The following is a 25004-nucleotide window of genomic DNA, read 5'->3' on the forward strand; positions in this document are numbered from 1 at the left end:
TTCGCCGTTATATTCACTTATTTTATGGGGTATATTCTTATAATGCAATACTAAATTTTGAGTTTTTATAATTTTTAATCATTTCTAGAATACGGAAATAACATAGAAATAATAAGGGTTTAGTAGAAAAAAACCGCATGAAAGAGAATGGTGTTGTCTATAAGAATAATATTCCTATAATAGTTTAATAATGATAATTTTGAATGTGGTAGAAAATTTGAGTGTGAAAGAGAATTTTTAAGTGGTTTATTATTCCATCATCAGATGAGGAGGGGCATAGAAAGTAATGAAATGTTGTTATATAACAAACGTTTTAACTCTTGGGAAATAACCAAAATAGTAAAAAACAGCTTTGAAAAATTTTTAAAAAAAGTGTGAATTATCTGGAATGCAAAGGAGGTTAAATATACTAAAATTGTATAACATACATAGAATGGATATAAAATGTGAAATGATAAGCTCATATCTTGTATTAAGCAACTTTAATTTATACAATTAACTACGATGGTAAATGGAAGGGAAGTGAGCAAATAAATGAAAAAGAAAAGTGTCATGCTCGTATTGATACTAACATTAAGTAGCATACTTGCTGCTTGTGGAAGCTATAAATTTGAACCAGAAATGAACATAGAAGTACAGGATTTTTCGGTAACAAACCAAAATAATGAAAAGGTTAGCCTAAATGACTTAAAAGGTAAGCCATGGTTAGCGATGTTCATCTTTACTAATTGTAATACTATTTGTCCACCAATGACGTATAACATGACAGAGGTTCAAAAGGCGCTTAAAGATAAAGGTCTGGAAGACTATCAAATTGTAGCTTTTAGTGTTGATCCTGAGGTTGATAAGCCAGAAGTTTTAACGAATTATTTGAAAACGTATTCAGTGCCCGATGCAAGCAAATGGCAGCTATTAACTGGCTATGAACAAAAGTATATTGAACAGTTTGCGAGGAAATCGTTTAATTCATTAGTAAAGAACGACCCGAATTCTGACCAAGTCGTACATATGTCAAGTTACTACTTAGTGGATGCCGATGGTATGGTCGTGAAGGATTATGACGGTACTACAGATGTACCAGTTGAGACGATCGTGGCAGATATGAAGGCCTTAACTAAATAAAAAACAATAACTCAGGAGTTCGAAGGAACTTCTGAGTTATTTTTTAGCCCTCTCATCAACTAGATGAAGTGGCAACTAATTTATTGAATTAATAGGATTGAACAATACGGTCATTCACAAAAGTGAGCTTCAGGAAGCCCACTTCTTCAGAGGTGGGAGGAATGGAGTGCTTTTTTCTTTATAGAACATATGTTTATATTATATATTGTGAATAATCAAAAAACAAAGGGGTGGCGGGTAATCCCCGGCCATGTTAGTGGAAATTATCAATCAAAAGTTAGGTTACACAAAACAAACGATACAGAAAGTAAATACGATCACTTTTAGAGCCAGTCAGTATAACCATGTGACAGATCGTTATGAAAAGAAAAAACTCCATCAACGTTGGTGTCAAATTGGCAGTCATCTCGTACAACGAGATTTATATAGTGCGTTTTTACTGATGAATAGTGAACCAAACTTACAAAATACTAATCAAGACTTATGCAATAAAACGTTTACTACTTTTTTAGCGTTACACAATCAACATATAGAAGACTTAAGACAAGTAAAGAAAACATTCCCTCTTAGCATGGGTATCAAACAAATCAAGTGAGGGATATTCCTCCGTAGGTAGAGCTACCTGCCTTCGTTAAAACTTATTGCCAACACAACATCGGTTGTGTAAATAAGAAAGTCTTATAGAACAGAAGATAAATCAAAGATGTTGTACACAGGACATGACAATACCATCTGTGGAGAGCTTTGTAACGCTTCTCTTAAGTATATAAGAACCCTACTGCTTTAGCTGTGGGAGTAGTCAGTTAATTTATTTAACATGTTATTTCTCCTCTACTTTACATATTCATTGTATGAAAGAGAAAATCTACATGTGTATTTTAAAAAATAAAATAATTTGAGATTTTCTCATTTTTATTTTTTTACCATTGGACTTGTACCTCCTTATTTAATAAGGAAAAGTATACCATGTAATTAACTGAATAGACTATTTTTTCTGAAAAATAAAACGATCTCCTTCGTGTATGAAAAGGCAACCGCTTCGTGTGACGTAACTAATCACAAATGGAGTGGCTTTTTTTATGGACGATTTAAAGAAAGAACAGTTAGAGCAGCAAAATGCTAGGTGAAATAGTACCCAATCTCTCGTAGCTCGCATTTATATTTTTTTAATCGATAATTTTATTATGTCTACTATAAATAAAACTTCATTAATGATTAATGGTTTTTTTAAAATGTATTTTTTTCCAAACATGTATATATTTAATTTAGCCAGCTTATATATTATTAGAAAGATATACCGTCTGGCAGTCGATTATAGGCAAAATTTATTCCGAGGTATGGCAGCAGCAATCGCAACGGAAACATCTTGAAGCTGTGAGGAAGGGAATACCATCATGTTCAATACAGGTGAAACTGCTACAAAAAACAGTCGTTTGCAATGCATATAAATTTCTATTATTTTGCCAGGATCAAAGGCTTCTTGATAACGTGTATCGACAAAAGTGAAGTAAAAAAATGTAACTCTAAAATATACGACAATCGTTGTTTATTTTAGAGTTACTTGACGTTGACCAAAAACGATATGAAGGGGAATTTGTCGTTATACTGGGTGCAAGTGGGGCGGGTAAAAGTACGATTCTGAATATTCTTGGTGGTATGGACACGGCTACCTCAGGTCAAGTATTTGTTGGGAATCAAGAAATAACAAGATTGAATGACAAAAAGTTAACAGACTATCGTGGTGAGAAAATTGGTTTTGTTTTTCAATTCTATAACTTAATTCCGAATTTAAACGCGCTCGAGAATGTTGAATTTGCTACTGAAGTATGTAAACACCCTCTGGATGCAAAGGAGATTTTACATCAAGTCGGATTAGAAAATCGTCTCAAAAATTTCCCTTCACAACTTTCTGGTGGCGAACAGCAAAGAGTTGCTATAGCTAGAGCGGTTGCAAAAAATCCGTTGCTTTTACTTTGTGATGAACCAACCGGCGCTTTAGATTATGTAACTGGTAAGTCCGTATTAAAGACTTTGCAAGATTTAAACAGAGAAACGAAGAAATGCGTTGTTTTGGTCACACATAATTCAGCAATTGCTCCTATGGCAGACAAAATTATTAAAGTTAAAAGCGGATTCATCGAAAGCGTCACGATCAATAATGAAAAACAAAGTGTTGAAGGGATTGAGTGGTAAACATGAAATTGTTTTTAAAATTATTGAGGGACATCAAACAATCTATGGGGCAATTTTTAGCCATAGTAATTATTATCGCAGTTGGTGCTTTTTTCTATGCGGGACTAGTAACGTATAGCACTAATCTAAGTGCTTATACGAAGGATTACTTCCAAAAGCATCATTTAAGCGATTTAAATGTGTATTACAGTCACCTTTCTAAAAATGATGTGACGCGTTTGAGTAAAATTGAAGGGATCCATAAAATTGAAGGACGTTACACCTTTGATGGAACGCAAGCCTTTGAAGATTACAAAACTACATTAAAAATTCATTCGATCCCTGAAAACAATGAAATAAATACGCCTACTATCATTGAAGGGAATATCCCATTAAACAAGGGTGAGATTTTATTAGATTCTCACTATGCAAAAGAACATCATTATCGTGTTGGCGATCAATTCACAATCAAGGCGAATGACAAAAATTTTGATTTTACAATTAGTGGATTAGGTGAGAATGTAGAATATGCAAAAAAGAACGAAATTCAAGACCATAAAACTTATGGGGTAGCTTATATTGCCGAAGAGACATTACCTCAAATTTTAAATGGCTTTTATTATAATGAGGTCCTCATTGATGCTAAAAAAGGGTATGATATTGAACAATTAGGCAAATCAATTGAGGTACAATCTAAACAGCTTAGTTATTTAGATCAAGTAAACAAGGAACGGACTTTGAATTATTCTAAAATCAATCAAACGATAAATAATAATAACTTAATGAGTAAGGTTATACCTTTAGTACTCTTTTTGATTGAAGCGGTTATCCTTTTTCTAGTCATGTCGAGGACAATCGATTCTCAAAGAATTCAGGTTGGTATTATGAAGGCTTTAGGTGTGAAAAATAGCAACATCATGCTTCACTATATGGGATACCCTGTGCTTGCAAGTATACTAGGCTCAATCATTGGCTGTGTTATGGCCGCTTTTGTTTTTATCCCTTTAGTAACGGCATCATGCGCGAGAGCCTATTCTTTACCTGACATTAAATTCTCACTCTCTCTATTTTCAATCATCCCTCCGATTATTTTCTCAAGTGCTTTTGGAGTTCTAGCATGTTACTTAAGCGGTAGAGCTATATTAAAAGAACGTGCAGCACAAGCTATGCGTCCTAAACCGCCAAAGAAGATGAAAAAGCTATTGATAGAAAGAGTTCCAGGCTTCTGGAGTTCTATTTCCTACAGTAATAAACTCATATTAAGAAATATATTTTTAAATAAACAGAAGGCTTTAGCGAGTTCAATTGGTGTTGTTGTTAGCACGGTTTTACTGATTACTGCTTTTGGTACTCAAGCATCCTTGCTAAAAGTAGCTAATCAAATTGAAGAAGTTTATACGTATGATCTAAAAGTAGATTATACGATCGGTACATCTCCTAATATGATAAAACAACCTCCTGGTATGAAAGAAAGTTATTTTTTATCGACTTTTCCTATTGAAATCATCAAAGATAATGAAAAAGAAAATACTACTTTAATTGTTACTGAAGAAGATAACAATCTCATTCATTTCTTTGATGAAAAGAACGATAACATCCCTTTAGAAAATAACGGTTTACTTGTACCCAAATCTTACGCGGATCAATACCATATTTCAAAAGGGGATTTTATCAAAATAAAGTTCACAGCGCCAGAGCTTAAAAATACTACTGTAGATATGAAAGTTTTAAATATATCTACACAATACTCGAATCCATCATTTTATAGTACACCAGAGTACTTAAAGAGCTTTAACATAGACTACAATCCAACCTCGCTTTTAGTTCAAGCAAATAGCGCGGCGGATCTTATGAACGTTCGTAACTTTTTTGAACAAGATCGTTATGTAGATACAATTGCTGATAAAAATGATTTGAAAAAATCAGCACAATTCATTGTGAAACAAAACAGTTTTGTTTTTATCATGTTCATCACAAGTGCGATCATACTTTCCTTTGGCGCTATCTATACGATATCTTCCATAAACATCTATGAAAGGAATAGTGAGCTTGCAACGCTTAAGGTACTAGGCTATCAAAAAAATAAAATAAACAAACTAATATTTTTGGAAAACATCATATTAACTTCATTCGCGGTTATTGTGGCTTTGCCAATCAGTGGTTATGTTTATAAAATTATTGTAAAGGCTCTATCAAGTACCCATCAGCAAATCCCTGATAAATTAAATATTTTAATCATTTTGGTTTCTGTATTGCTTGCATTCTTACTGACGATTGTTTCTAATTTACTTCTTAGAAGAAAAGTTACGAAAATCAATATGATTGAATCGTTAAAAAGTGTGGAATAGGCCTTTTAAGATGATCAGACAAAATAGTATTTTTCCCCTTGATGCGAAGATAACTCATCTTTCGAAACATGCGAATGAGGGTCTAAAAAGTTTTGTCTTGTTAAACTTATGCCTGCGTTCGTTTAAGTACATTTCTTCATGAACTTATTAATATTAAAGCTGTCTTATTGCCATATACAAACCCCTTGAATGTGGGGTTTGTATATGGCAATAGAATCGGACAGTTATTTAAGTATGCTATGTTTTGAGGTTTAGAATTTAATTGAGTATGATTAAAAACACTTAAAGAATATGGTAGAATAAAAACGGAATTAAAAAGGTGTAATTTAACAATAAAAGAAATATTTATACTAAAATTTAAAACAGTATATTTGAATTGGAGAACCTTAATGAAGTCGATATTAATTAATAACTAGTACTCCGAAACCTCCTAAAAATGCTTGTTATTTTTGTAAACGAAAAGCAGCTGATTTAAGAAATTACCGGAATGAAAGAACTGAAAAAATTAAGGTATGTTATCTATGTGTTGAATATGCTGAAAGACGTGCCTATCGTAAATAAATCTTGCTGCTTTTGGGATTAAAACAAGGGTAATAAAAATTGTATAAATAGATTGTAGGATTGAACAAAGACCTATTACTCCCTTTTAATTAAATCAATTACTTCTAATTCCACTACGATCAATATTTGAACAATATATCGGAATATAGTATGTAATTTTTGGTATAATTACATATAACTATTTATATTAAGGAGTGACTATATGAAAAAATTACTTATAGTAACAAGTTATTTAGGCTTTTTTATATTAGGAGGATTAACATTTACATACCTCTCAACAACGGAAGCGGCTAGCAATTTGAAAAAGATTAGCGTATTTCAGGATACAATCAATTACTATTTTGATAAGGTTGAAAAAAAACCACAAGCGGGTCAATCTGGCTTTATTTATGAAGGTACTACTTATGTGCCAATGCGTTTTGTTGCTGAATCATTAGGGAAAAAAGTGACATGGGATGGAAAATCAAAGTCCGTTTATATTGGTGATGTTCCAAAATTCATCGCTTTAAAAGATGTAAAACCTATTGGGAGTGATGAGGATCACTTCTTCCATAACCCAAGCTCTATTGTAATCAGTACCGGAGAAAAGTTTGAACGATCCTATCAACTTGGTGGATATCATGGTGGAGGGGCTGTACAAGATCATACAGTTGAATACTTAGCAAACGGAAATTACAAAGGATTCGAAACGTATTTAGCACCAGTTAAAAAGTTATCGGCGGGCTCTTTCGGGGTAGGTTATATGAAAATTTATGCAGATAATAAATTGATTTATGATAGTGGATCGATAAAAGAAAAGATAAAGGTTAATGTTAATTTAGAAGGTATTTCAAAAGTGAAGATTGAAATGGAAGGCGGTGGCTTAGGTATAGTAGATCCTAAATTTATTCAATAATTGTACAAAGTAAATATAGAAGAATCTGAAGTCAATACAGCACGTGTTCAGTGATAAAAAAGAAAGAACGAGGAGACTCACTCATATGTTCTTTCTTTTTTTGCTTTACGTCTCGTAAAACATATAATTATCAACCTTGTTTGGGTACTACTACCATATATCTTGACTTGTCCAAATCTGACGATGAAAAGGCGAAAGTACTGCGAACAAGGCAGCATATCATACGATCTTAATCTTATATTTGTCGATTATAATCTAATACCTTGTATCAGAGCTCACTTCTATAAAAATTGATCATATATTTACTATCTACGCCATTTTGGTTATTAGTTATACAATGAACCTGTTGGTTTTGACAAAAAAAGAATAAAAGACAACTACTTTGTAATATTAAAGATAAGTGAATGTATGTTTTTGTTATAAAAACAGTAACTTATCTTGTCGTACACTATAGGATAATTAGTACATCACTTATTTATAAGTGGTGTACTTTTTTGTTTTGTAAGTTGGTGTATTCATTAATGGGTTGGGTGGGGCTTGTGTCACTGATCATGTGTTGGATGCTATGCAAAAATTCCTCAATCAGAAAAAAGCAAGAACTATGAAATATAGGAAAGCACCGTTCTAGATTAATGCTTGTTGTGTTGCTTTAGATTAAAGAAATTTATGGTAATAATACTTCTTGCATCAATTTAGATTTTTAGTTAGAATGGTAGATAGTTAGATAATCTAATTAAAAGGTGATTAAATGACAAAATTTAAAAAAATGTTCACTAATGAAGATGATTTACCAGTATTAGGCCTAGAGCCGTATATCGAGCTGATTCAAACGACTTCTTCAGGTAATACGGATAAAGAAGATGCAAAATTAGGATTAATGTTATTGTGGTTAAGTGACTACGTTTTAGATGAAATGGATATTGAACTGGCTCCTTTCGGAATTACAGAAAGTAAATTAGACTTACTAATATTACTTACACTTCATGGTGAAAGACGAGCGACTCCTTCTGCTATAGCTGAACGATTAGGGATTACGAGGGCGTCGGCAACTTCCATGATAGATTGGTTAGAAAAGAGAAATCTTGTCGTACGGAATCATAGTAAAGAAGATCGTAGGAAAATTTATGTGAGTTTAACAGATGAAGGTCGTACTTTTGTTGCTGAGATTTTGCCAACTTATTGGTCGTCTTGTGCTTCTAACATGATTGATTTGGAACCCGATGAACGAAAAGTCTTTGAGAAGCTGGTTAATAAATTATTAACATCTATACAAAGAAAACTTGAGGTGGAACGTTAAACTGTAGCTTTGTTGATGCAGTTTAATTTTTTTAATCATTTAATTAGATTATCTAACTATAAGTTAATCAAATTAAAAAGGGTGATTTATTGTATGAACAAAGCAATTACAGGAAACCAAGTAAATTATTCTCTGATGACTATTATTTTATCTTGGTCAGGGATGGTAGTTATGTCTAGTTTATATTTAACAATACCTCTTATTAGTCTTTTCAGTGATTATTTTCATATTTCATTGTCCAAAGCAGGCATCACTTCAAGTATTTTTTCAATTGGATTTGCTACAGGGTGTTTTTTCTATGGAGCTATATCAGAAAAATATGGACGAAAAAATGTGATCGTTATGGGCCTTTTTTCATTAAGTATTATAACGTTGCTACTAGGAATGGTTACTGATTTTTCTTTAATTCTACTACTAAGAGGGTTACAGGGACTTGCGGCGGCTACATTTTCACCAGTAGCACTTGCATATACTCTTGAGGTATTTCCAAATGATAAAAAAGTAGGAGCAGTTGGTTTTATAAGCACAGGATTTCTTGTAGCTGGAATTGTAGGTCAGGTATTTAGCGGATATGTTAGTGAACATACTCATTGGCATGTAATATTTTATGTTCTTTCTATAGTATATATTTTTACTGCCTTTCTAGTATCGTGGTTTATACCAAAAGGGGTGGCTCATAACCAAACCAAAAATATATGGGAACCCATGAAAAAGATTGATACTATTTTCACCAATGGAAATTTAATATTCAGCTATATGATTGCATTCGTTTTATTAATGTCTTTTGTCAGTATGTATATTATTTTGGGTGAGTATCTTACGAGCGCTTCTTTCGGAATGAGTAGTCAGAAACTAATTTACATTCGATCTTTTGGTATTTTAGGAATGATAATGTCACCTTTTGCAGGAAAACTAGCAAAACGATTCAATGTGTTGTTTGTACTTAAAGTTGCCTTGACTCTTTCGATTATCGCACTAATCATGATGAGCGTTACTTCAAACATAATTGGATTAACCATCATTAGTATCATATTTGTTAGTGGGATTTCTCTTGCTGCCCCTTCATTAGTGACACTTGTTAGTCAATTAGGCTGGAAAATGGGTGGTATTGCGGTCTCTATGTATACGGTTATTTTATTTGCTGGAACAAGTGTTGCGCCCATTATATCTGTTTACTTTATGAAAATTAGTAGCTTTACAGTAGCATTCATTCTTCTTGCTACAACACTTAGTATCGGATTAGTTTCTGCAATGATGATAAAAATGCAAACTAAGCAAAGTCTAAATTGATTATTGATGGACCATTAGCATCAAATAGAAGAAGACCAGCTAAGTTAATCGATATGCCTTCCGAAAAATATCGATTTTCAATAATGGAGACTTACCTTTATTAACATGACATTTTACTGAAATTCAATATAATAAATAAACCTAAAAACTGGTTAGATAAATCTAACCAGTTTTTTCAAAAAAGTATAGTCTCGAAATCTAACTTTTAATTGGCACCCAAAGTTCAACTTCAGCATTCATTGGGTTTCCATTTATAAGAACTTCCAGAATTTTCTCGCCGTTAAATTTTGAAACATCGTCTTTATTTGAAAAAAACTCATTTTCAAGTTTATCAAACAAGAGCCTTGAAACCCCATCATGTGTAGCAAGTACTACATAAGATTGTGAAGATATTTCTAAATTTTCATATCCGTCTTTACAATCATCTGATACTACACCTGCAAAGTATTTTATTCCGTTTTCTATGGGAATAATAACTGCATAACCTTTTTTATCAGTTGAGATAGGCATAAGTTCTTTCATCATGCCTTGATCAAACAATTCCTTATAGAATTTTGTTTTTTCTTTTGAGTAATTTTCATCATTTACTCCTTGACCTTGTATCTCAATACTTCTACCAATTAATTTAAATGTTTCTCTGCTTTTGATTTTCATGATCATGAACCTCCTTTGGTTTATGCTATAATCTTATCAAATACAATATGACAACTGTATGTCATATTAATAAAGGGGTTTATGAGGGAGATTTTATGAAAATAGATAGGCATTTAGGAATAATTTCTTACCTAATTGATCATAAAAAAACAACAGCTAAAGAATTGGCTGAAAAATACAATGTAAACATACGAACAATTATGCGAGATATAGATGACCTTACATTGTCTGGATTACCACTGTATTGTGTAAAAGGTAAAAATGGTGGTATATATTTGATGGATTCAGTTGAATTAAATAAACCTCCGATGTCGAAATCGGAGTTGATGTCTATTGAAACAAGTTTGAAAAGTAGGTTACAAGTACTAGATGATAACTCGACGTTTAATGCAATATTAAAGTTAAATAAAATTGGAGAAACTCCAGATTTTGAAATAGACCTCTCTCTTTCGAAAGGAAATACGGAACTAAGAAAACTGGTTTTGGATTTACTTTCAATAATACGAAAAAATGAATTAATTAGTTTTAACTATATAAATTCAAAAGGTGAAGAATCAATAAAGACCACTGAGCCATATAGAGTTGTATATAAAGACAGAAGCTGGTACATGGATGCTTATTGTTATTCCACAGAACAATTCAAAATCTATAAACTTGCAAGAATATCAAACCTTAGTATTGTAGGTACCTTCTCAAAAAGAGAGTATCGACCACTATCTTATAATGGTGGTGAATGGATGGAGAAAGAGAAAGTACCAGTTACTCTATTAGTAAATAAATTAGTTATTGATAAATTTTTTGAATTACTAGGAAGAGAAAGCATTAAGAATGTAGATGATACGTGGTATTCTGTAATCTATCCTCTTAATGATAATGTATTAGGATATAATACTCTCCTTAGTTATGGTAAATTCGTTGAAGTTGTATCGCCTACTTCATATATTAATAATTTTACGAAATATTTAGATGAGATTAGAAATCTATATAGTAAATAGTTCTGCATGTTAAATAAGATTAAAGGGCTATAGTTTATGTTATTATATCAACTTTTAATTAGGAATATTTACAACAGCAGCCTTTAAACTAGCTATAACAGTCCGTTTACCTTGGAGGTAGACGGGCTTTTTATTGTATGTAGAGATAAAAATACCGCTCGGAAAGCAGAAAGAGAAAGTACTTATAAGATCGATAAAGCATAATTCCCTAGTTATTTTCATATTTACTTTTGTCAAAAACATGTAATGTTGTTTCTATTTTTGTTGAAAGTGAACAATGTTATTTAAATGCTCCTATCCTACAATTGAATTAAGGAATACCATAAGAAAATATGAGAAAGTAGAAGTGTTAAAAATGAAAATACCTTGTTTTTTGTGCAAAACGTACAAAGTGAAAACTGAAATTTCATTCACCTCTTCTTATGTGATTTTAACGTGGATCTTTCTATTTTTAAACTATGGTACCTAGTTAATCAACAGACGTATTGTAAAATAATAGGAGGGAATTGATGACATGTTAGTTAAATTATTAGAACCATTAAATGTTTCGGATTCGATCATTGAAAAATTAGCGGAACCAATTAAACAGGGCGGTCATGAATTTGTTTATTACAACGAGAAAACAACGGATTTGGCAGAATTAGCAAGACGTAGTGAAGGTGCAGATGTGATTATGATTGCCAATAATCCATATCCTACAGAAGTCATTGATCAAAATGACAATGTAAAACTAATCAATGTTGCCTTTACAGGTGTTGATCATGTAGGGATCGCTCAAGCTAAAAACCAAGATATTTTGATATGTAATGCAGCTGGATATGCAAATCAAGCAGTTGCGGAATTAACAATTGGTTTAGTATTAGATGTGTATCGTCATATTACTCAGGGGGATAAAGAGATTCGTGGCGTTAATTTCCCAGGAGCATTCCAAGGTCGTGAAATTAAAGGTAAAACTGTTGGTTTGATTGGTACAGGTAAAATTGGCATGATGACGGCTCATTTGTTTAAAGCATTTGGCGCAAAAATAGTGGCTGCAGACCAATCCCGAAGAAATCCGGAAGCTGAGGCTTTAGGAATTGAGTATATGGAATTAGATCATGTATTAACTCAATCTGATATTGTGTCCTTACATATTCCGTTATTACCAAGTACGAAGGGATTAATCTCTAAAGAAAAATTAGAATTAATGAAGGAATCTGCTATTTTAATCAACTGCGCACGAGGTCCGATTGTTGATAATGATGCATTAGCGGATGCATTAAACGAAGGTCGAATTGCCGGAGCTGGTATCGACGTATTTGATATGGAACCGCCTATACCTGGAGACTATAAGCTATTACAAGCTAAAAATGTAATTTTAACACCACACGTAGGTTTCTTAACTGATGAAGCGATGGAATTGCGTGCTAGAATTGCATTCGATAACACAATTGCCTTTTTAGAGGGTAAACCTCAAAATATTATAAAAGGATAATTCCTTGATACTTAACTTACAAATTCGATAAGTTTTTTATCTGTTACACGCTAAATCATTTGGGTTTGGAAATTTGAAACAAGGAGAAAATACAATGACATTAAAAAAAATAGCAAGAGATGATTTGAAAAACCGTATTTTCCATTGGCCAGATATTCAAGAGTTTAGAGATGAAGAAGCGACAAAACATATTTTCTATGAAACACCTAATACTGTTGGAGCTGTCTGGTGTATGCGTCCAGGACAAGATTTGCCCATCCACTCGCACAAGAAGGCGGATGATATTTGGATTGTTATTGAAGGAACAGCAGATTTTTATCCAGAATGTGGTGAAATGGTGCAAATTAAAGCTGGTGATGTTGTTGTTGCACGTCCGGGTGAAAAGCACGGTATGACTAATAATTCTGATAAAGATTTTGTTATGTTAGGAATTGCGGGTCCTACACCAATTGGTTTTATTCCGCATTAATAGTGTAGAGTTAACTTTCACGTCTGTTGGTTAACTAGTTTTCATCGATAAAATAGAGAGATTAACACGATTTATATACTTTTTCAAAACTTGATTTCACAGTAAGCAATGGAATTTTGAACGGCTGCCCAGAAAACAGATCGAATCTGATCTTTTGGCAGCTTTTTTATTATGTTTCTATATTTGCAAGTATAGAAACATAGGGGTATACAACGATAAAGCAGAAAACCATGTATTAAAAGGGTTTAATCCATTGATACTACATTGATTTCTTACTTAAAGTTTTTTTGGACGTCTTATATGACTTGTCTCAAAAGTCCTTCTTCCGTTTTTGTATTGACTCGTCGAGTACTGATTTTATGATGTTTCGGTTGATTGAAGGAGTATTTATCATCAATAAAAAAGAAATACCCAAAGTCGGAGAACATATATAGGTCCTTAATGCTGCAAAACATATGAGTTCTTTTCCTTCCTAAATTTACCTCTAACGTTCATTCCTCATTAACATTCATCGTACTTCCTAATAAAAAAGGAAAGGTTTATTTAAAATTTGTTTAAAAATACTAAGTTTTAAGGTTTACAAATTCCATTTATGAGGTATTGAATTGTAGGCTTAATATTTTTATATGATCACATAAGAAACCAAAATTTTCACTATTGAGTGCATTTTAATTATTAAATTGTAGTCAAAATTCGTGTGAAAATAAAAATGTCTTAACGGAAATCTAAGACTGAAATTATCATATCGGGGGGATAATGAACATTTTAATTTGTTTTTAGTGTCGGTTATATTTAAAGGAGAGAGGAATGTAATAAAAAAATATTTTCAGTTGTTCTTTATAATGACAAAAGTAAGTGATTAAAATAAAGTATAAAAGCCATTTTTTCGAGGTTTATCCATCGTTGAAACAATTATTATACGCTGGATAAATCAGTAGATTAGAGTCAAATAGTCTTTTTACAAAAAGAGATAGTTGATTTATTATGGAGGAATTTAAAGAAATGATAACAAAACGACAGTTAACATCTTGGCGCCCTAAAGGTATAATTCAGTGGCTATTAACAGCCCTTTCAGTAGTAATGATACTTATTACTGTCATGGTAATATATCCATTTCCCATTACTTATACAATGAGTATAATTAGCATGATGGGTCTTGTTGGAACACTTGCATTGTACACTCCATGGTTTTTAGTCATTCTGACAGTTTTCAACATAGCGCTATTAATACTTGCTACATGGAAAAAAGCTAGAATCGCTCAATTTATTTTGATTCCACTATTGTTACTAAACATATTTTTAAATGTAGAACCAATTATAAAAATGGAGAACTATGCTAAAAGTGAGAATGTTTCAGTTTCACTTAACACTCATTTTTTTAACAATGCAAAAATATCGTCTACATTTACACAGGATGTTGTATATGAAAAAACTACAGATGGCATAGAGTTAAAGCTTGATGTGTGGCCTGCCCATGCAAGTTCAAAAACTGCACTTAATCCTGCTGTTATAAATGTACATGGTGGTGGCTGGGTTGAAGGTGATAAGAATAGTGCCCCCCATTGGAACCAATATCTTAGTGAGTTAGGATATACTGTTTTTGATGTACAATATCGTATGCCTCCTCATGCAGAATGGAAAGATGAGGTCGGCGATGTGAAATCAGCAATAGGATGGGTAGTGGAACATGCGGATACTTACAAAATTGACCCGACCAAAATAAATTTAATGGGCCAATCCGCAGGAGGGAATCTAGCTATGCTAGCTGCTTATAGTATGGGGAATGAAGAGTTATCAGCTTCAACTAATGTTGCACCGACACCTATTAATTCTGTAATTAATATTTACGGACCGACAGATATGACAAAGTTTTATCAGGGTAGCCCTAGTCCGGACTATGTGCAAAATGTTATGAAAGAATATATAGGGGGCACACCTTCACAATTCCCTGATCGTTATAAAAAACTTTCTCCTATTAATTATATCGGAGAACACACACCACCTACTATTACGTTTTTAGGTATGGACGATCGTATTGTTCCAATAGAACAAGCTAAAATTTTAGATACAGCACTTTCAAAGAATAACGTTCTTCATGAGCTTTATCTTCTTCCACATGCTGATCATATTTATGATGGAACACCAGGTAATTTGAATACTCAAGTTACTTTCGAAAAGGTCAAGATGTTTCTTGAAAAATATAACAAATAAACATTAAAAACAAATTATTTGATGAGATATGTAAAAAATATGAAAAAAGTAGTTTGATAGAGTTTTTATTTTTCCAAAGCTGATTTCTGGTTAGAAATCAGCTTTTTTTGTGCTCAGCATGGCCGCTCTATAGGGTGCACCTCCTATGCCGAGAAGATAGAAGTAGCGGTCAGCCAAGTGTAATGGTGGCAATGAACAACTGATTTTGAAAGCCTCTCTGAAAGATCAAACAAAAATGTATAGTGAGTATTCATTTGTTTAGACGAAATATTAACTATTTTAAGAATTGCCTTTTGTCTAAAATATGCAAAGTAATTTTTATTTTTGTTCAAAGTGAACAATGTTTTTTGCCTACTCGTAACCTACAATCAAGTTAAGTAATAACAGTAGTAACTGCAGTAAATACAAAAAAATGGGAGTGTCAACCATGGAACAAACAGTTAAACATGACCCGAATTATTACAAAAAAATCATTTTTGCATTGTGTTTAGGTTGGGTAGTTATTTGGATTTATCGTACAATACTTACGCCAATATATCCACAAATTCAAGAATCGCTTGGTAATATTAGCGATACACAAGTAGGACTTATTGCTTCTATTTATTTCTTTGCCTATACAGGTATGCAAATTCCATCAGGAATACTCGTCGATAAATTTGGACAAAAACGAGTATTAATCCCTGCGTTTATCATTTTTGCATTAGCAGCATTCGTCATTGGATCAAGCACGACAATTACTCAAGTTTATATAGGCGCCTTAATGGCAGGTCTTTCGACTGGTTCATATTATGGTGCAGCGTTCTCCTTATCAGCTAAATATATGCCAAAAGATAAGAAAAGTTTTTCTAATGCGATCATCAACAGTGGTTCGGCATTAGGGATGGTCATTGGCCTAGTAGGCTCATCTGTATTAGTAGGTGGTCTTGAAATTAAATGGAATTTCATGCTGTATATTATAGCAGTCTTAATAGTAGCTGTAACATTTGTGTTTATGTTGTTTGTTAAACAAGACAAAAAAACAGCTACAAATGAAACATCCGAAGATAAGAAAACAACACAAAACACAGTATCTCAAGGCGTAGAATTATTCTCGTCAAAAAAATTAGTTATTTATTTCGTATATTTTGCAACATGTTATGGTTATTACATGATTGTGACGTGGTTACCATCATTCCTTGTCTCAGAAAAAGGATTCGAACAAGGTTCAGTAGGATATGTAGCTGCTTTAGTTGCAGTCACAGCAGTACCTGGTGCATTGATATTTTCTAAGTATATTGATAAAAATGCACATATGCGTCAGAAATTAATTATCTTCTTGTTAATTGGTGCAGCCGTAACAATTAGTTTAACCGTATTTGCACCTAACCCTGCTGTCCTTTATGGAGCACTAATTTTATATGGTTTATTAGGTAAACTTGCCATTGATCCAGTTTTAATCACATATGTAACTGATTCAGTACCTTCCAACAGCATGGCTAAAGCACTAGGTATCTTTAACTTCTTTGGGATGACTTCATCAGTTATCGCGCCAACTCTTACTGGTTATATTGGTGATATCACCGGTTCGAAAGTATTAGCATTCTATATTGCAGCAATACTTCTTGTAGCAGCAACGATTTTATTCTTCATTGTCGTGATGTTGAAAGAGAAGAAAACAATCCATCCCCTAACTAATGAATAAAGTAAAGCTACCTATCAGTGGAGGTTTAATACATCTCCCGCTGATAGGTAGTTTTGTAATTGCTGTCTAAAGGCAGCGGAGTTTATCGAGGTCTTACAAGCTAATGCTCTAGATTTATATAAAACATGAATTGTACAACCCCTGCAATCCGAGTTCGATATAACCACTGAATTAGGCAGTAGTAACAAGGAACATATCCTTGTCACTACTGTCTTCTCATTTGAATTACTAGTTAGTTTGTATACAGTATTTTATCCATCATTGGTTTGACTTTGTTTTTCGGCTGGATCACCAACCGCAGCATGGATAAATTTTTGAATAATTCTCTAGGTGTTAGTTTGAAACAAAGATGCACAGTTTATAAGAAAGTCTTTGCGTAGGAAGAATACGATGGAAACTAGAAATATTATCTGAAAGAGAGAAGTTAATTACTTTTTGTAGTGTTACTTTTTTCAATTATTGAACTTGGACTTATATAAAAGTCGGTGTTATTTTGACAATGAAGGCTGTGAATAGGACAATTTTTCATGTTTAAGTGATTTACAAGGTGGCTGGATAAGAAAGTGGATATTATTATGAATAGAACGAACAAGAGCGATTCTTCATTATCTAAAGATTCTTTTTTTTATTAGGTTAAAGTAGTATCTTGAAATTTTAAAGAGCAAATAAAAAATGTAAACAGTTTTTTAGCAAAAACGGAACAGCATCTCATTTTACAAATTGTTATAATGAATTCGCCATACAGAAGAAGGTAGGTTGGTACATTGAATTATAATGATGACATTAAGCGTAGTATTACATATATTGAAAAGCACATTAGGGAAGAACTTACCGCAAATGAGATTGCAGAACATATCGGTTATTCTGTTTTCCACTTTTGCAGAGTTTTCAGTTTGTATCAAGGAACACCTCTTATGGATTATGTTCGTAAAAAAAGATTAATTCAAGCTAGAGAAGAACTTCTATTAAACAGAAAAATCATTGACATTGCTTTTGATTATGGTTTTAAAACAGCAAGCGGATTTTCCAAAGCGTTTCGGAAAGAATTTGGTTACAGTCCGACGGTTTATATTACTAGAAACAATAGCTTGAGCAAAAGCAAAAATATGTTAAAAATCGAAAGTTATAACATGAATCCTACCTTTACTAAAAAATCTGCTTTTAAGGTTGCAGGTTATGGAATCAAAACCAATCTTTCGAATGGATATACGAAAGATATAGCTGCATATTGGGATACTTATACTGGTGAAAATTTAGAGAGCAAAATGTATGAACAATTGAATCCACCAAAGCATGGAGAAGTTGGGATTTGTGTATCTTCATCTGATGAAAGTAATGTCAAATATTTGTTCGGCGTTATTGTTGATGATTATTCAAATATAACATCGGATATGATGACAATTGATGTTCCAAAAGCGGAATATGCAGTTTTCACAACTCCTCCTGTTGACAATGTTGCAACAGCAGCAACATACAATGCAGACCCATTATCAGAAGTTGTAAAGGCAACATGGAAATACATTTTTGAAGAATGGTTTCAAGACAGTGAATATGTTTTTGACGAAGCAAAAGTAGACTTTGAATTTTACGATGAACGTTGTCATGGTTTAGAAAATGCAGTAATGGAAATTTATGTACCAATTAAAAAGAAATCATAAGTTTTAATCAGTAAAATTGAGGTGCGGAAGTTTTAAAAATTCAATTAAAATTTTTCGCAAATAATATCGGAGGAAATGGAATGTTTAGTTATTATGGTGCATTAAGTACGGAAGTATATGATTTTACCAAACCAGTGGGGTATTCAATTGACGGTGATATTGAATATTATCTTGAAAGATTAAAAGGGACTAAAGGGAAGATACTTGAAGCTGCTGTCGGATCAGGCCGATTCCTAATTCCTTTAATTGAAAATGGATTTATTGTTGATGGCATTGACTATTCAACAGAAATGTTAAATTCTTGTCGAAAACGATGCAAAGAAAGAGGCTTAACTCCGAAACTATATGAAGGTAACTTACGTAGTTTTTCTTTGGAATCAAAATATGAAGCTGTCGTTATACCTACAGGCTCCTTTTGCTTGATTGACAATTTAATGGATGCTAAAGATGCTCTGAAATGCTTTTATAATCATCTAATGCCAGGAGGACGTATAATAGTTGATTTGGAATTACCAAGCAATTGGCGTACAGGAGAAATTACTACTGAAACCTTTCCTCTTTCTAACGAAGAAGGCATTTCATTAGAAAGCAAATCAATTGAAATCAACTGGGTCGACCAATATACCTTATCTTATTTAAAATACGAGAAATGGAGAAAAGGTAAGCTGGTAAGCACAGAATTACAGAAGTTTGCAATGAGATGGTACGGAATCGAAGAATTCAAACTTATATTAGAAAACGTTGGTTTTTCTGATATTACTTGTTCTGCCGATTATACTTACAAAAAGCAACCATCAAAAGATAGCCAACTCATTACATTTGAAGCTGTACGAAAATAATATAATCGCACACTTATGAAATTGGATATTTCCAAAAGAACTGAACGTTATTTTTCGCTCAGTTCATTTATTTAAAAAGACTTTTAAACCTGCTAATAGTTTATGATGAATTACACTTAAACTAACGGCGGTGAAGAGGAGCTCCTATATTTTCATGCTCATAATTGAGGTGGGGAAGCAAGTGTAGCGGTAAAATAGGAAAAAAATCCCGCTATAAAGCATCCATAACAGCTTTTTAGCGGGATTTTTTAGGTTAAAAATTTACTTTTTCTGATGCAAATAATGCTAATCGTAAATCCAGTGAAATGTCAGGTGCTTCGATAGGTTGACCTAATATCTCTTCACATTTTTTAATCCGATATTTAACCGTATTCCGATGAATAAATATATCCTCTGAAGTTTTTGTAAGATCACAATGGTTCGCCAAATAAATTTTCAATGTATGTTTTAGTTCTTTTTCCTTCGTCGTTTTCGGATAGGCTAATGAACCTAGCGTATATGTGATAAACGGCTTTAATTTATTGGCTGGAATGAGTTGTAATAATTCTTCCACACTTTTAGATTTATAGAGTTCTATAAATTCTATTTTCCCACTTTCAGACTTATGATCAAAAGCTTCATTCGCTTCGAAATAAGAGAGTGGTAACTGTGAGAATTCAGTGACTTCATTCCCAATACCGAAAGAAAGGGTACTATTAAAAAGTTTTTGATACTCTTTTTGGATATATTTGCAGTAATCTAAATAATGTTGATGTTTCGTTTGTAAGAGTATCGTAAACCGATGATTCCCTGGAGACATATAGACACTGATAGAAGGATCAATGTCCGTCAACTTATGTGTGAGCCATTCAAAGGTCATCTGATAGCGTTCATTCAAATAAATATTATTTTCCACATCTCTTTCTTGATCAATTGCACAAACGATCACTTGATAGAAATTAGATGGTTGGATAAGATGCTTTTTTAAAAACTCAGGGTGCTGCTTGACTGAAATAAGATTATCAGGATGTTCAGACATTAAAGTTTCGAAAAATCGATTTACATCTTGTTGTTCCGCTTCTTTGATTTTACTATTTTTATAGATGGCAAGACTGAGTGTATTGACAGCTTGTTCTATGGCAAGCAAACTAAATGGATACGTAAGCGTATTGACATTTGAGACCATCAAATAATATGGAAAATATTTAAATGCTGGAACCTCAAATATAATATGTTCTTCTTGGAAAGATGCTTTATTATTAGGTGAAATTTGATTGGAATTAACACATCTTTTGAAGTAACTAAGATTTTTTTGAACTTGCTCTGAGTGTTCGTGGAAGTGATGGCTCATCGATTTAATTTGATGGAAAGGATTTAAGAGCATCACCGGGACTCTGAGGAGTCTGCTCATACGTTCAATCATCATTTCCAAGCTCAAACCTCTCATAAGCATTGTATTTAATTCTTGTTGGATATCTAATGCGAAATATAATTTTTCAGTTTCTTCATCCAATATATAGGATGATATATGGTGTGTAATGGATCCAAGATTCCAACTATCAGGGATTCTGATAATGGGGAATTTTAACTCATTCGCATATTCTAATACTTCCTCGTCGATCTTTTCTAAAAAGCGCGATAACTTAACGCCTATGCCGGCAACTTGTATATCATTTAATTCTCGTATGAGATCTATTAATCCGGATTGGTCGTCTTGATAACACATACCCGTCGTGACGATAAATGAATGTGGTGCTGTGAAATTTTTAATGTCAGGCGTTTCCGTAATATCAACCATTTCTACTTCTCTTTCTAAATCGCCCTCATCATTTAACAATATTAAATCAGAAAATTGTTGGACAGACATAATTTCTTTTAATGTTGTCACAAGAATCATCTCCTCTACCTTTGTTAGAAAAAGCCAAAATATTATTTAAATATGTAAGATGCTACAAGGATAAGCTATCTCTCTGATTGTATACTATTTTTGAAGGTTATTATACGTATAATCCTTTATTTCGAAATAGTAAAGGAGATTCATATGCTTGAACTAGGTCAAAATATTCTATGTAATGCTTTGTTTTTGAAAAGCGGGTTACAACAAGGATAGCATGCTAAAGTAGCTCGAACAAAGAAATTCACTTTTACTCAACTAAACCATGTTAGAAATAACTACGTTAGAAAGAAGTGACAACGATGTGGGATCAACAATACAATCCACTTGGAAACGAAATAGTGAGTGGCATCATAGCCTTTCTTCCTATACTCCTATTTCTACTTAGTTTAACAATCTTTAAGTTAAAAGGTATTTATGCAGCGGCTTTAACTTTAGGGGTTACTATGATCATTTCAGTCGGAATTTTCGATATGCCGATTGCCAAAGCTTTCGCGGCCATTCTTCTAGGAACAGGTAAAGCGCTGTGGCCTATAGGTTATATCGTCATTATGGCTGTTTGGTTGTACAAAATTTCTGTGCAAGCCGGAAAATTTGAAATCGTACGTGGTAGTATAGCGAATATTACCGAGGATCAAAGACTGCAATTATTGCTCATTGGCTTTTGTTTTAATGCTTTCTTGGAAGGAGCGGCCGGATTAGGTGTTCCAATCGCTATTTGTGCAGCCTTACTTGTGACGCTTGGTTTTCATCCGATTAAAGCTGCCGGACTTTGTCTAATCGCCAATGCCTCTACGGGCGCATTTGGTACAGTTGGAATTCCTGTCATTACTGGTGCTGAAGTAGGTGGGTTGGAAACGTTAGAACTGTCAAGAATGACAGCCTATCTATTACCTTTAATATCATTTGTCGTACCCTTTCTCCTCATTTTTATTTTAGATGGAATCAAGGGAATAAAAGAAATATTCCCAGCTATTTTAGTCGTTAGTAGTGTCTATTCAGTGCTTCATTTACTGACAATTACTATGATCGGGCCGGAGCTTGCGAATATTATTCCTTCTTTAGTTAGTATGGTTGCTTTAGCGTTATTCTTAAGGAAGTGGCAACCGAAAACGATTTACCATGAACCAGGGGTAGAATTAACAGGGAAATTAAAAAACTATTCGATGAAAGAGATTTTGGTAGCATGGTCACCATTTTATATCCTTACAGGTGTTATTGCCGTTTGGAGCTTGCCTGCATTTAAACAATTATTTGTAGATGGTGGTGCACTTGATTTTACGACTGTCGCTTTGAAAATGCCAGGATTACATGAGCAAATCATGCGTACACCACCGATCGTAACAGAAGCAAATGCTATACCAGCTATTTTAAATATTAACTTTGTTTCGGCTACGGGAACGGCGATTTTATTGTCCATCATTTTAACAAGTGTCCTGTTTCCAGCATTAAATATCAAACAATCCGTTCATTTATTAGGTGACACGATTAAAGAACTATGGTTACCAATTGTTACAATCGTACTTGTAATGGCTTTTGCTAATCTTTCGGACTTTTCTGGGCTTAGCACTTCTCTAGGACTGGCGCTTGCCAAAACGGGTGAATTTTTCCCATTTGTTAGTCCAGTATTAGGATGGATCGGTGTTTTTCTCACGGGATCTGTTGTGAATAATAACGCATTATTTGGCAGCTTGCAGGTAGTTACCGGAACGCAGATTGGCATCTCACCATCATTGCTAATGGCTGCGAATACGGCTGGTGGAAGCGTAGCGAAATTGATTTCACCACAATCTATCGCGATTGCAGCGGCAGCCGTTAATCAAACCGGGAATGAGTCAAAAATTTTTCAATATACAATACGATATAGTTTAGGCTTGCTCCTTCTCGTATGTATCATGACACTCGGGTTATCATTTATCCTCTAATGACGTAAATATGAATATACCACATAGTAAATCTAAGTTTTTACATAGATTTACTATGTGGTTTTTGTTTTTACGTAAAGATAAACTCGATTATTTGCTCTGCTCAAACGCCTTTTTAGTCCCTTTACATAATCGATAGCGAACAGCATTCTTTTTTACCTCACGGCTACTTGCTCCTTACTAATTTTTTTGTTTAAAGTGCATAAAAGGACCCTCCATTATTGTTCGTTGTGTCAATGAATGGTTATAAGGAAGGCCCTATAATAAAAGTGTAGAAGGAAGGAGTGAAAGCAGTATGGATATTCAATCGACTTTTGAGTTGTTAGATAAGAAATTCACAAGCTTTGGCGGTTTAGAACAAGGTGGTATTACACGTCTTTTATATTCTCAAGAATGGAATGATGCCGTTCGTGAGTTGGAAACAACATTCAAAGAAGAAGGCTTCTATGCACGATTCGACGACATCGGTAACTTATCTGGGCGTCTTGTTGGCAGTAAATATCCGGAAGAAACAATTTTAACAGGATCACATATCGACACAGTAGTTGAAGGTGGTCATCTAGATGGACAATTCGGTATCTTATCTGCACTCGTGGCTGTGAAATATTTAAAAGAAAAGCATGGTCAACCATTGCGCTCATTAGAAGTATTATCGCTTGCAGAAGAAGAAGGTAGTCGTTTCCCTTATACATTTTGGGGTAGCAAAAACTTCTTTAACTTAGCTAAAAAATCAGATGTTGACACAATTGAAGATGCTGAAGGTATTAAGTTCGAAGATGCGATGCGTCAATCAGGTTTTGATTATCGTAATACGACTGACGTACGCAAAGACATCAAAGCATTTGTTGAAATTCATATTGAACAAGGTAAGGTGTTAGAGACGGAAAACAAAACAATCGGTGTTGTTAATGGAATCGTCGGTCAAAAACGCTTCACGATCAACTTAAAAGGTGAAGCAAATCATGCAGGCACAACGCCAATGTCATTACGTCGTGATACAGTTGTTGCCTATAGTGAAATTGTCACTGATTTAACAAAACGTGCTAGAGAAATTGGGGAACCACTTGTGTTAACGTTCGGTCATGTCACACTTGTACCAAACACAGTAAATGTAGTTCCTGGTGAAATTACGTTCTCAATAGATTGTCGTCATATTGATCAGCAACTATTAAATGATTTTGCTGCAGAAATCGAAGACAAAATTAAACTAGTCGCTGAAGCAAATAGCATGACTTACGACATTAATTTATGGATGGATGAGGCACCAACATTGATGGATGAAAAAATCGTTCGAATTATTGAACAAGCAGCAAAAAACAATGTAGGTGATCAATATAAAGTGATGCCATCTGGTGCAGGACATGACTCACAAATCTTCGCGCAATATGTTCCAACGGCGATGTTGTTTGTACCTTCTATTGGTGGAATTAGTCACAATATCACAGAAGAGACGAAGATAGAAGACCTAGTTAAAGGCATCGAAGTATTAGCAGATGTACTTTATGAACTAGCGTATAAAGAATAAACATTGAAAAGGAGC

General features: G+C 33.5%; 18 protein-coding genes. 16 read left to right on the forward strand and 2 right to left on the reverse strand.

Annotation, left to right across the window (positions count from 1 at the left end; genetic code table 11):
• Positions 1-534: 534 nt before the first annotated feature.
• The 7 genes from ACQKN4_RS10815 (at position 535) to ACQKN4_RS10845 (ending at position 9685) form a co-directional block, all read left to right on the forward strand.
• Entirely contained in the window at positions 535-1122 is a 588-nt protein-coding gene (locus tag ACQKN4_RS10815; protein WP_079561866.1) for an SCO family protein, read from the forward strand.
• Between the two features lie 256 nt (positions 1123-1378).
• On the forward strand, positions 1379-1717 hold the full coding sequence (locus ACQKN4_RS10820) for a hypothetical protein (RefSeq protein ID WP_427483652.1): 339 nt from the start codon (positions 1379-1381) through the stop codon (positions 1715-1717).
• A 947-nt stretch (positions 1718-2664) separates the two neighbouring features.
• Positions 2665-3315 (forward strand): ABC transporter ATP-binding protein, encoded by a 651-nt coding sequence (locus ACQKN4_RS10825; RefSeq protein WP_427483653.1) that lies wholly within the window; start codon positions 2665-2667, stop codon positions 3313-3315.
• 2 nt (positions 3316-3317) lie between these two features.
• Positions 3318-5642 (forward strand): ABC transporter permease, encoded by a 2325-nt coding sequence (locus tag ACQKN4_RS10830; RefSeq protein WP_427483654.1) that lies wholly within the window; start codon positions 3318-3320, stop codon positions 5640-5642.
• A 763-nt stretch (positions 5643-6405) separates the two neighbouring features.
• Entirely contained in the window at positions 6406-7098 is a 693-nt protein-coding gene (locus ACQKN4_RS10835) for a stalk domain-containing protein (RefSeq protein ID WP_427483655.1), read from the forward strand.
• A gap of 748 nt (positions 7099-7846) precedes the next feature.
• Entirely contained in the window at positions 7847-8395 is a 549-nt protein-coding gene (locus tag ACQKN4_RS10840; protein WP_079561862.1) for a MarR family winged helix-turn-helix transcriptional regulator, read from the forward strand.
• Positions 8396-8488: 93 nt separating this feature from the next.
• Positions 8489-9685: an MFS transporter gene (locus ACQKN4_RS10845; RefSeq protein WP_427483656.1), complete on the forward strand. Its 1197-nt coding sequence runs from the start codon at positions 8489-8491 to the stop codon at positions 9683-9685.
• Positions 9686-9883: 198 nt separating this feature from the next.
• Here the strand turns inward: ACQKN4_RS10845 and ACQKN4_RS10850 are convergent, their stop codons facing one another.
• Positions 9884-10339: an effector binding domain-containing protein gene (locus ACQKN4_RS10850; protein WP_427483657.1), complete on the reverse strand. Its 456-nt coding sequence runs from the start codon at positions 10337-10339 to the stop codon at positions 9884-9886.
• A gap of 95 nt (positions 10340-10434) precedes the next feature.
• Here ACQKN4_RS10850 and ACQKN4_RS10855 point away from each other — a divergent pair, with 95 nt between their 5' ends.
• The 7 genes from ACQKN4_RS10855 to ACQKN4_RS10885 all read left to right on the forward strand — a co-directional run bounded on the left by ACQKN4_RS10855 (position 10435) and on the right by ACQKN4_RS10885 (position 19666).
• Positions 10435-11334, forward strand: a complete 900-nt coding sequence (locus ACQKN4_RS10855) for a helix-turn-helix transcriptional regulator (protein ID WP_427483658.1) — start codon at positions 10435-10437, stop codon at positions 11332-11334.
• 514 nt (positions 11335-11848) lie between these two features.
• A complete protein-coding gene (locus tag ACQKN4_RS10860; protein WP_427483659.1) occupies positions 11849-12808 on the forward strand; it encodes a 2-hydroxyacid dehydrogenase in 960 nt (319 codons plus the stop codon).
• Between the two features lie 94 nt (positions 12809-12902).
• On the forward strand, positions 12903-13277 hold the full coding sequence (locus ACQKN4_RS10865) for a cupin domain-containing protein (RefSeq protein ID WP_079561857.1): 375 nt from the start codon (positions 12903-12905) through the stop codon (positions 13275-13277).
• 1002 nt (positions 13278-14279) lie between these two features.
• Entirely contained in the window at positions 14280-15488 is a 1209-nt protein-coding gene (locus tag ACQKN4_RS10870) for an alpha/beta hydrolase fold domain-containing protein (protein WP_427483660.1), read from the forward strand.
• A gap of 427 nt (positions 15489-15915) precedes the next feature.
• Complete coding sequence (locus ACQKN4_RS10875) at positions 15916-17169, forward strand: MFS transporter (protein WP_079561855.1); 1254 nt, start codon at positions 15916-15918, stop codon at positions 17167-17169.
• A 764-nt stretch (positions 17170-17933) separates the two neighbouring features.
• Positions 17934-18827, forward strand: a complete 894-nt coding sequence (locus ACQKN4_RS10880) for an AraC family transcriptional regulator (protein ID WP_427483661.1) — start codon at positions 17934-17936, stop codon at positions 18825-18827.
• 80 nt (positions 18828-18907) lie between these two features.
• Positions 18908-19666 (forward strand): class I SAM-dependent methyltransferase, encoded by a 759-nt coding sequence (locus ACQKN4_RS10885; RefSeq protein WP_079561853.1) that lies wholly within the window; start codon positions 18908-18910, stop codon positions 19664-19666.
• A 253-nt stretch (positions 19667-19919) separates the two neighbouring features.
• Here ACQKN4_RS10885 and ACQKN4_RS10890 read toward each other — a convergent pair whose 3' ends face one another.
• Positions 19920-21533 carry a PucR family transcriptional regulator gene (locus ACQKN4_RS10890; RefSeq protein ID WP_079561852.1) on the reverse strand — a complete coding sequence of 538 codons (1614 nt, stop codon included), beginning with the start codon at positions 21531-21533 and terminating at the stop codon, positions 19920-19922.
• Between the two features lie 308 nt (positions 21534-21841).
• On the opposite strand from ACQKN4_RS10890, the gene ACQKN4_RS10895 reads away from it, so the two are divergent.
• On the forward strand, positions 21842-23464 hold the full coding sequence (locus ACQKN4_RS10895) for a lactate permease LctP family transporter (protein WP_427483662.1): 1623 nt from the start codon (positions 21842-21844) through the stop codon (positions 23462-23464).
• 295 nt (positions 23465-23759) lie between these two features.
• Positions 23760-24989: an allantoate deiminase gene (allC, locus tag ACQKN4_RS10900; RefSeq protein WP_079561850.1), complete on the forward strand. Its 1230-nt coding sequence runs from the start codon at positions 23760-23762 to the stop codon at positions 24987-24989.
• The last annotated feature ends 15 nt before the right edge of the window (positions 24990-25004 follow it).

This window comes from Lysinibacillus sp. NPDC093692, from assembly GCF_050280125.1.
Lineage (GTDB): Bacteria > Bacillota > Bacilli > Bacillales_A > Planococcaceae > Lysinibacillus.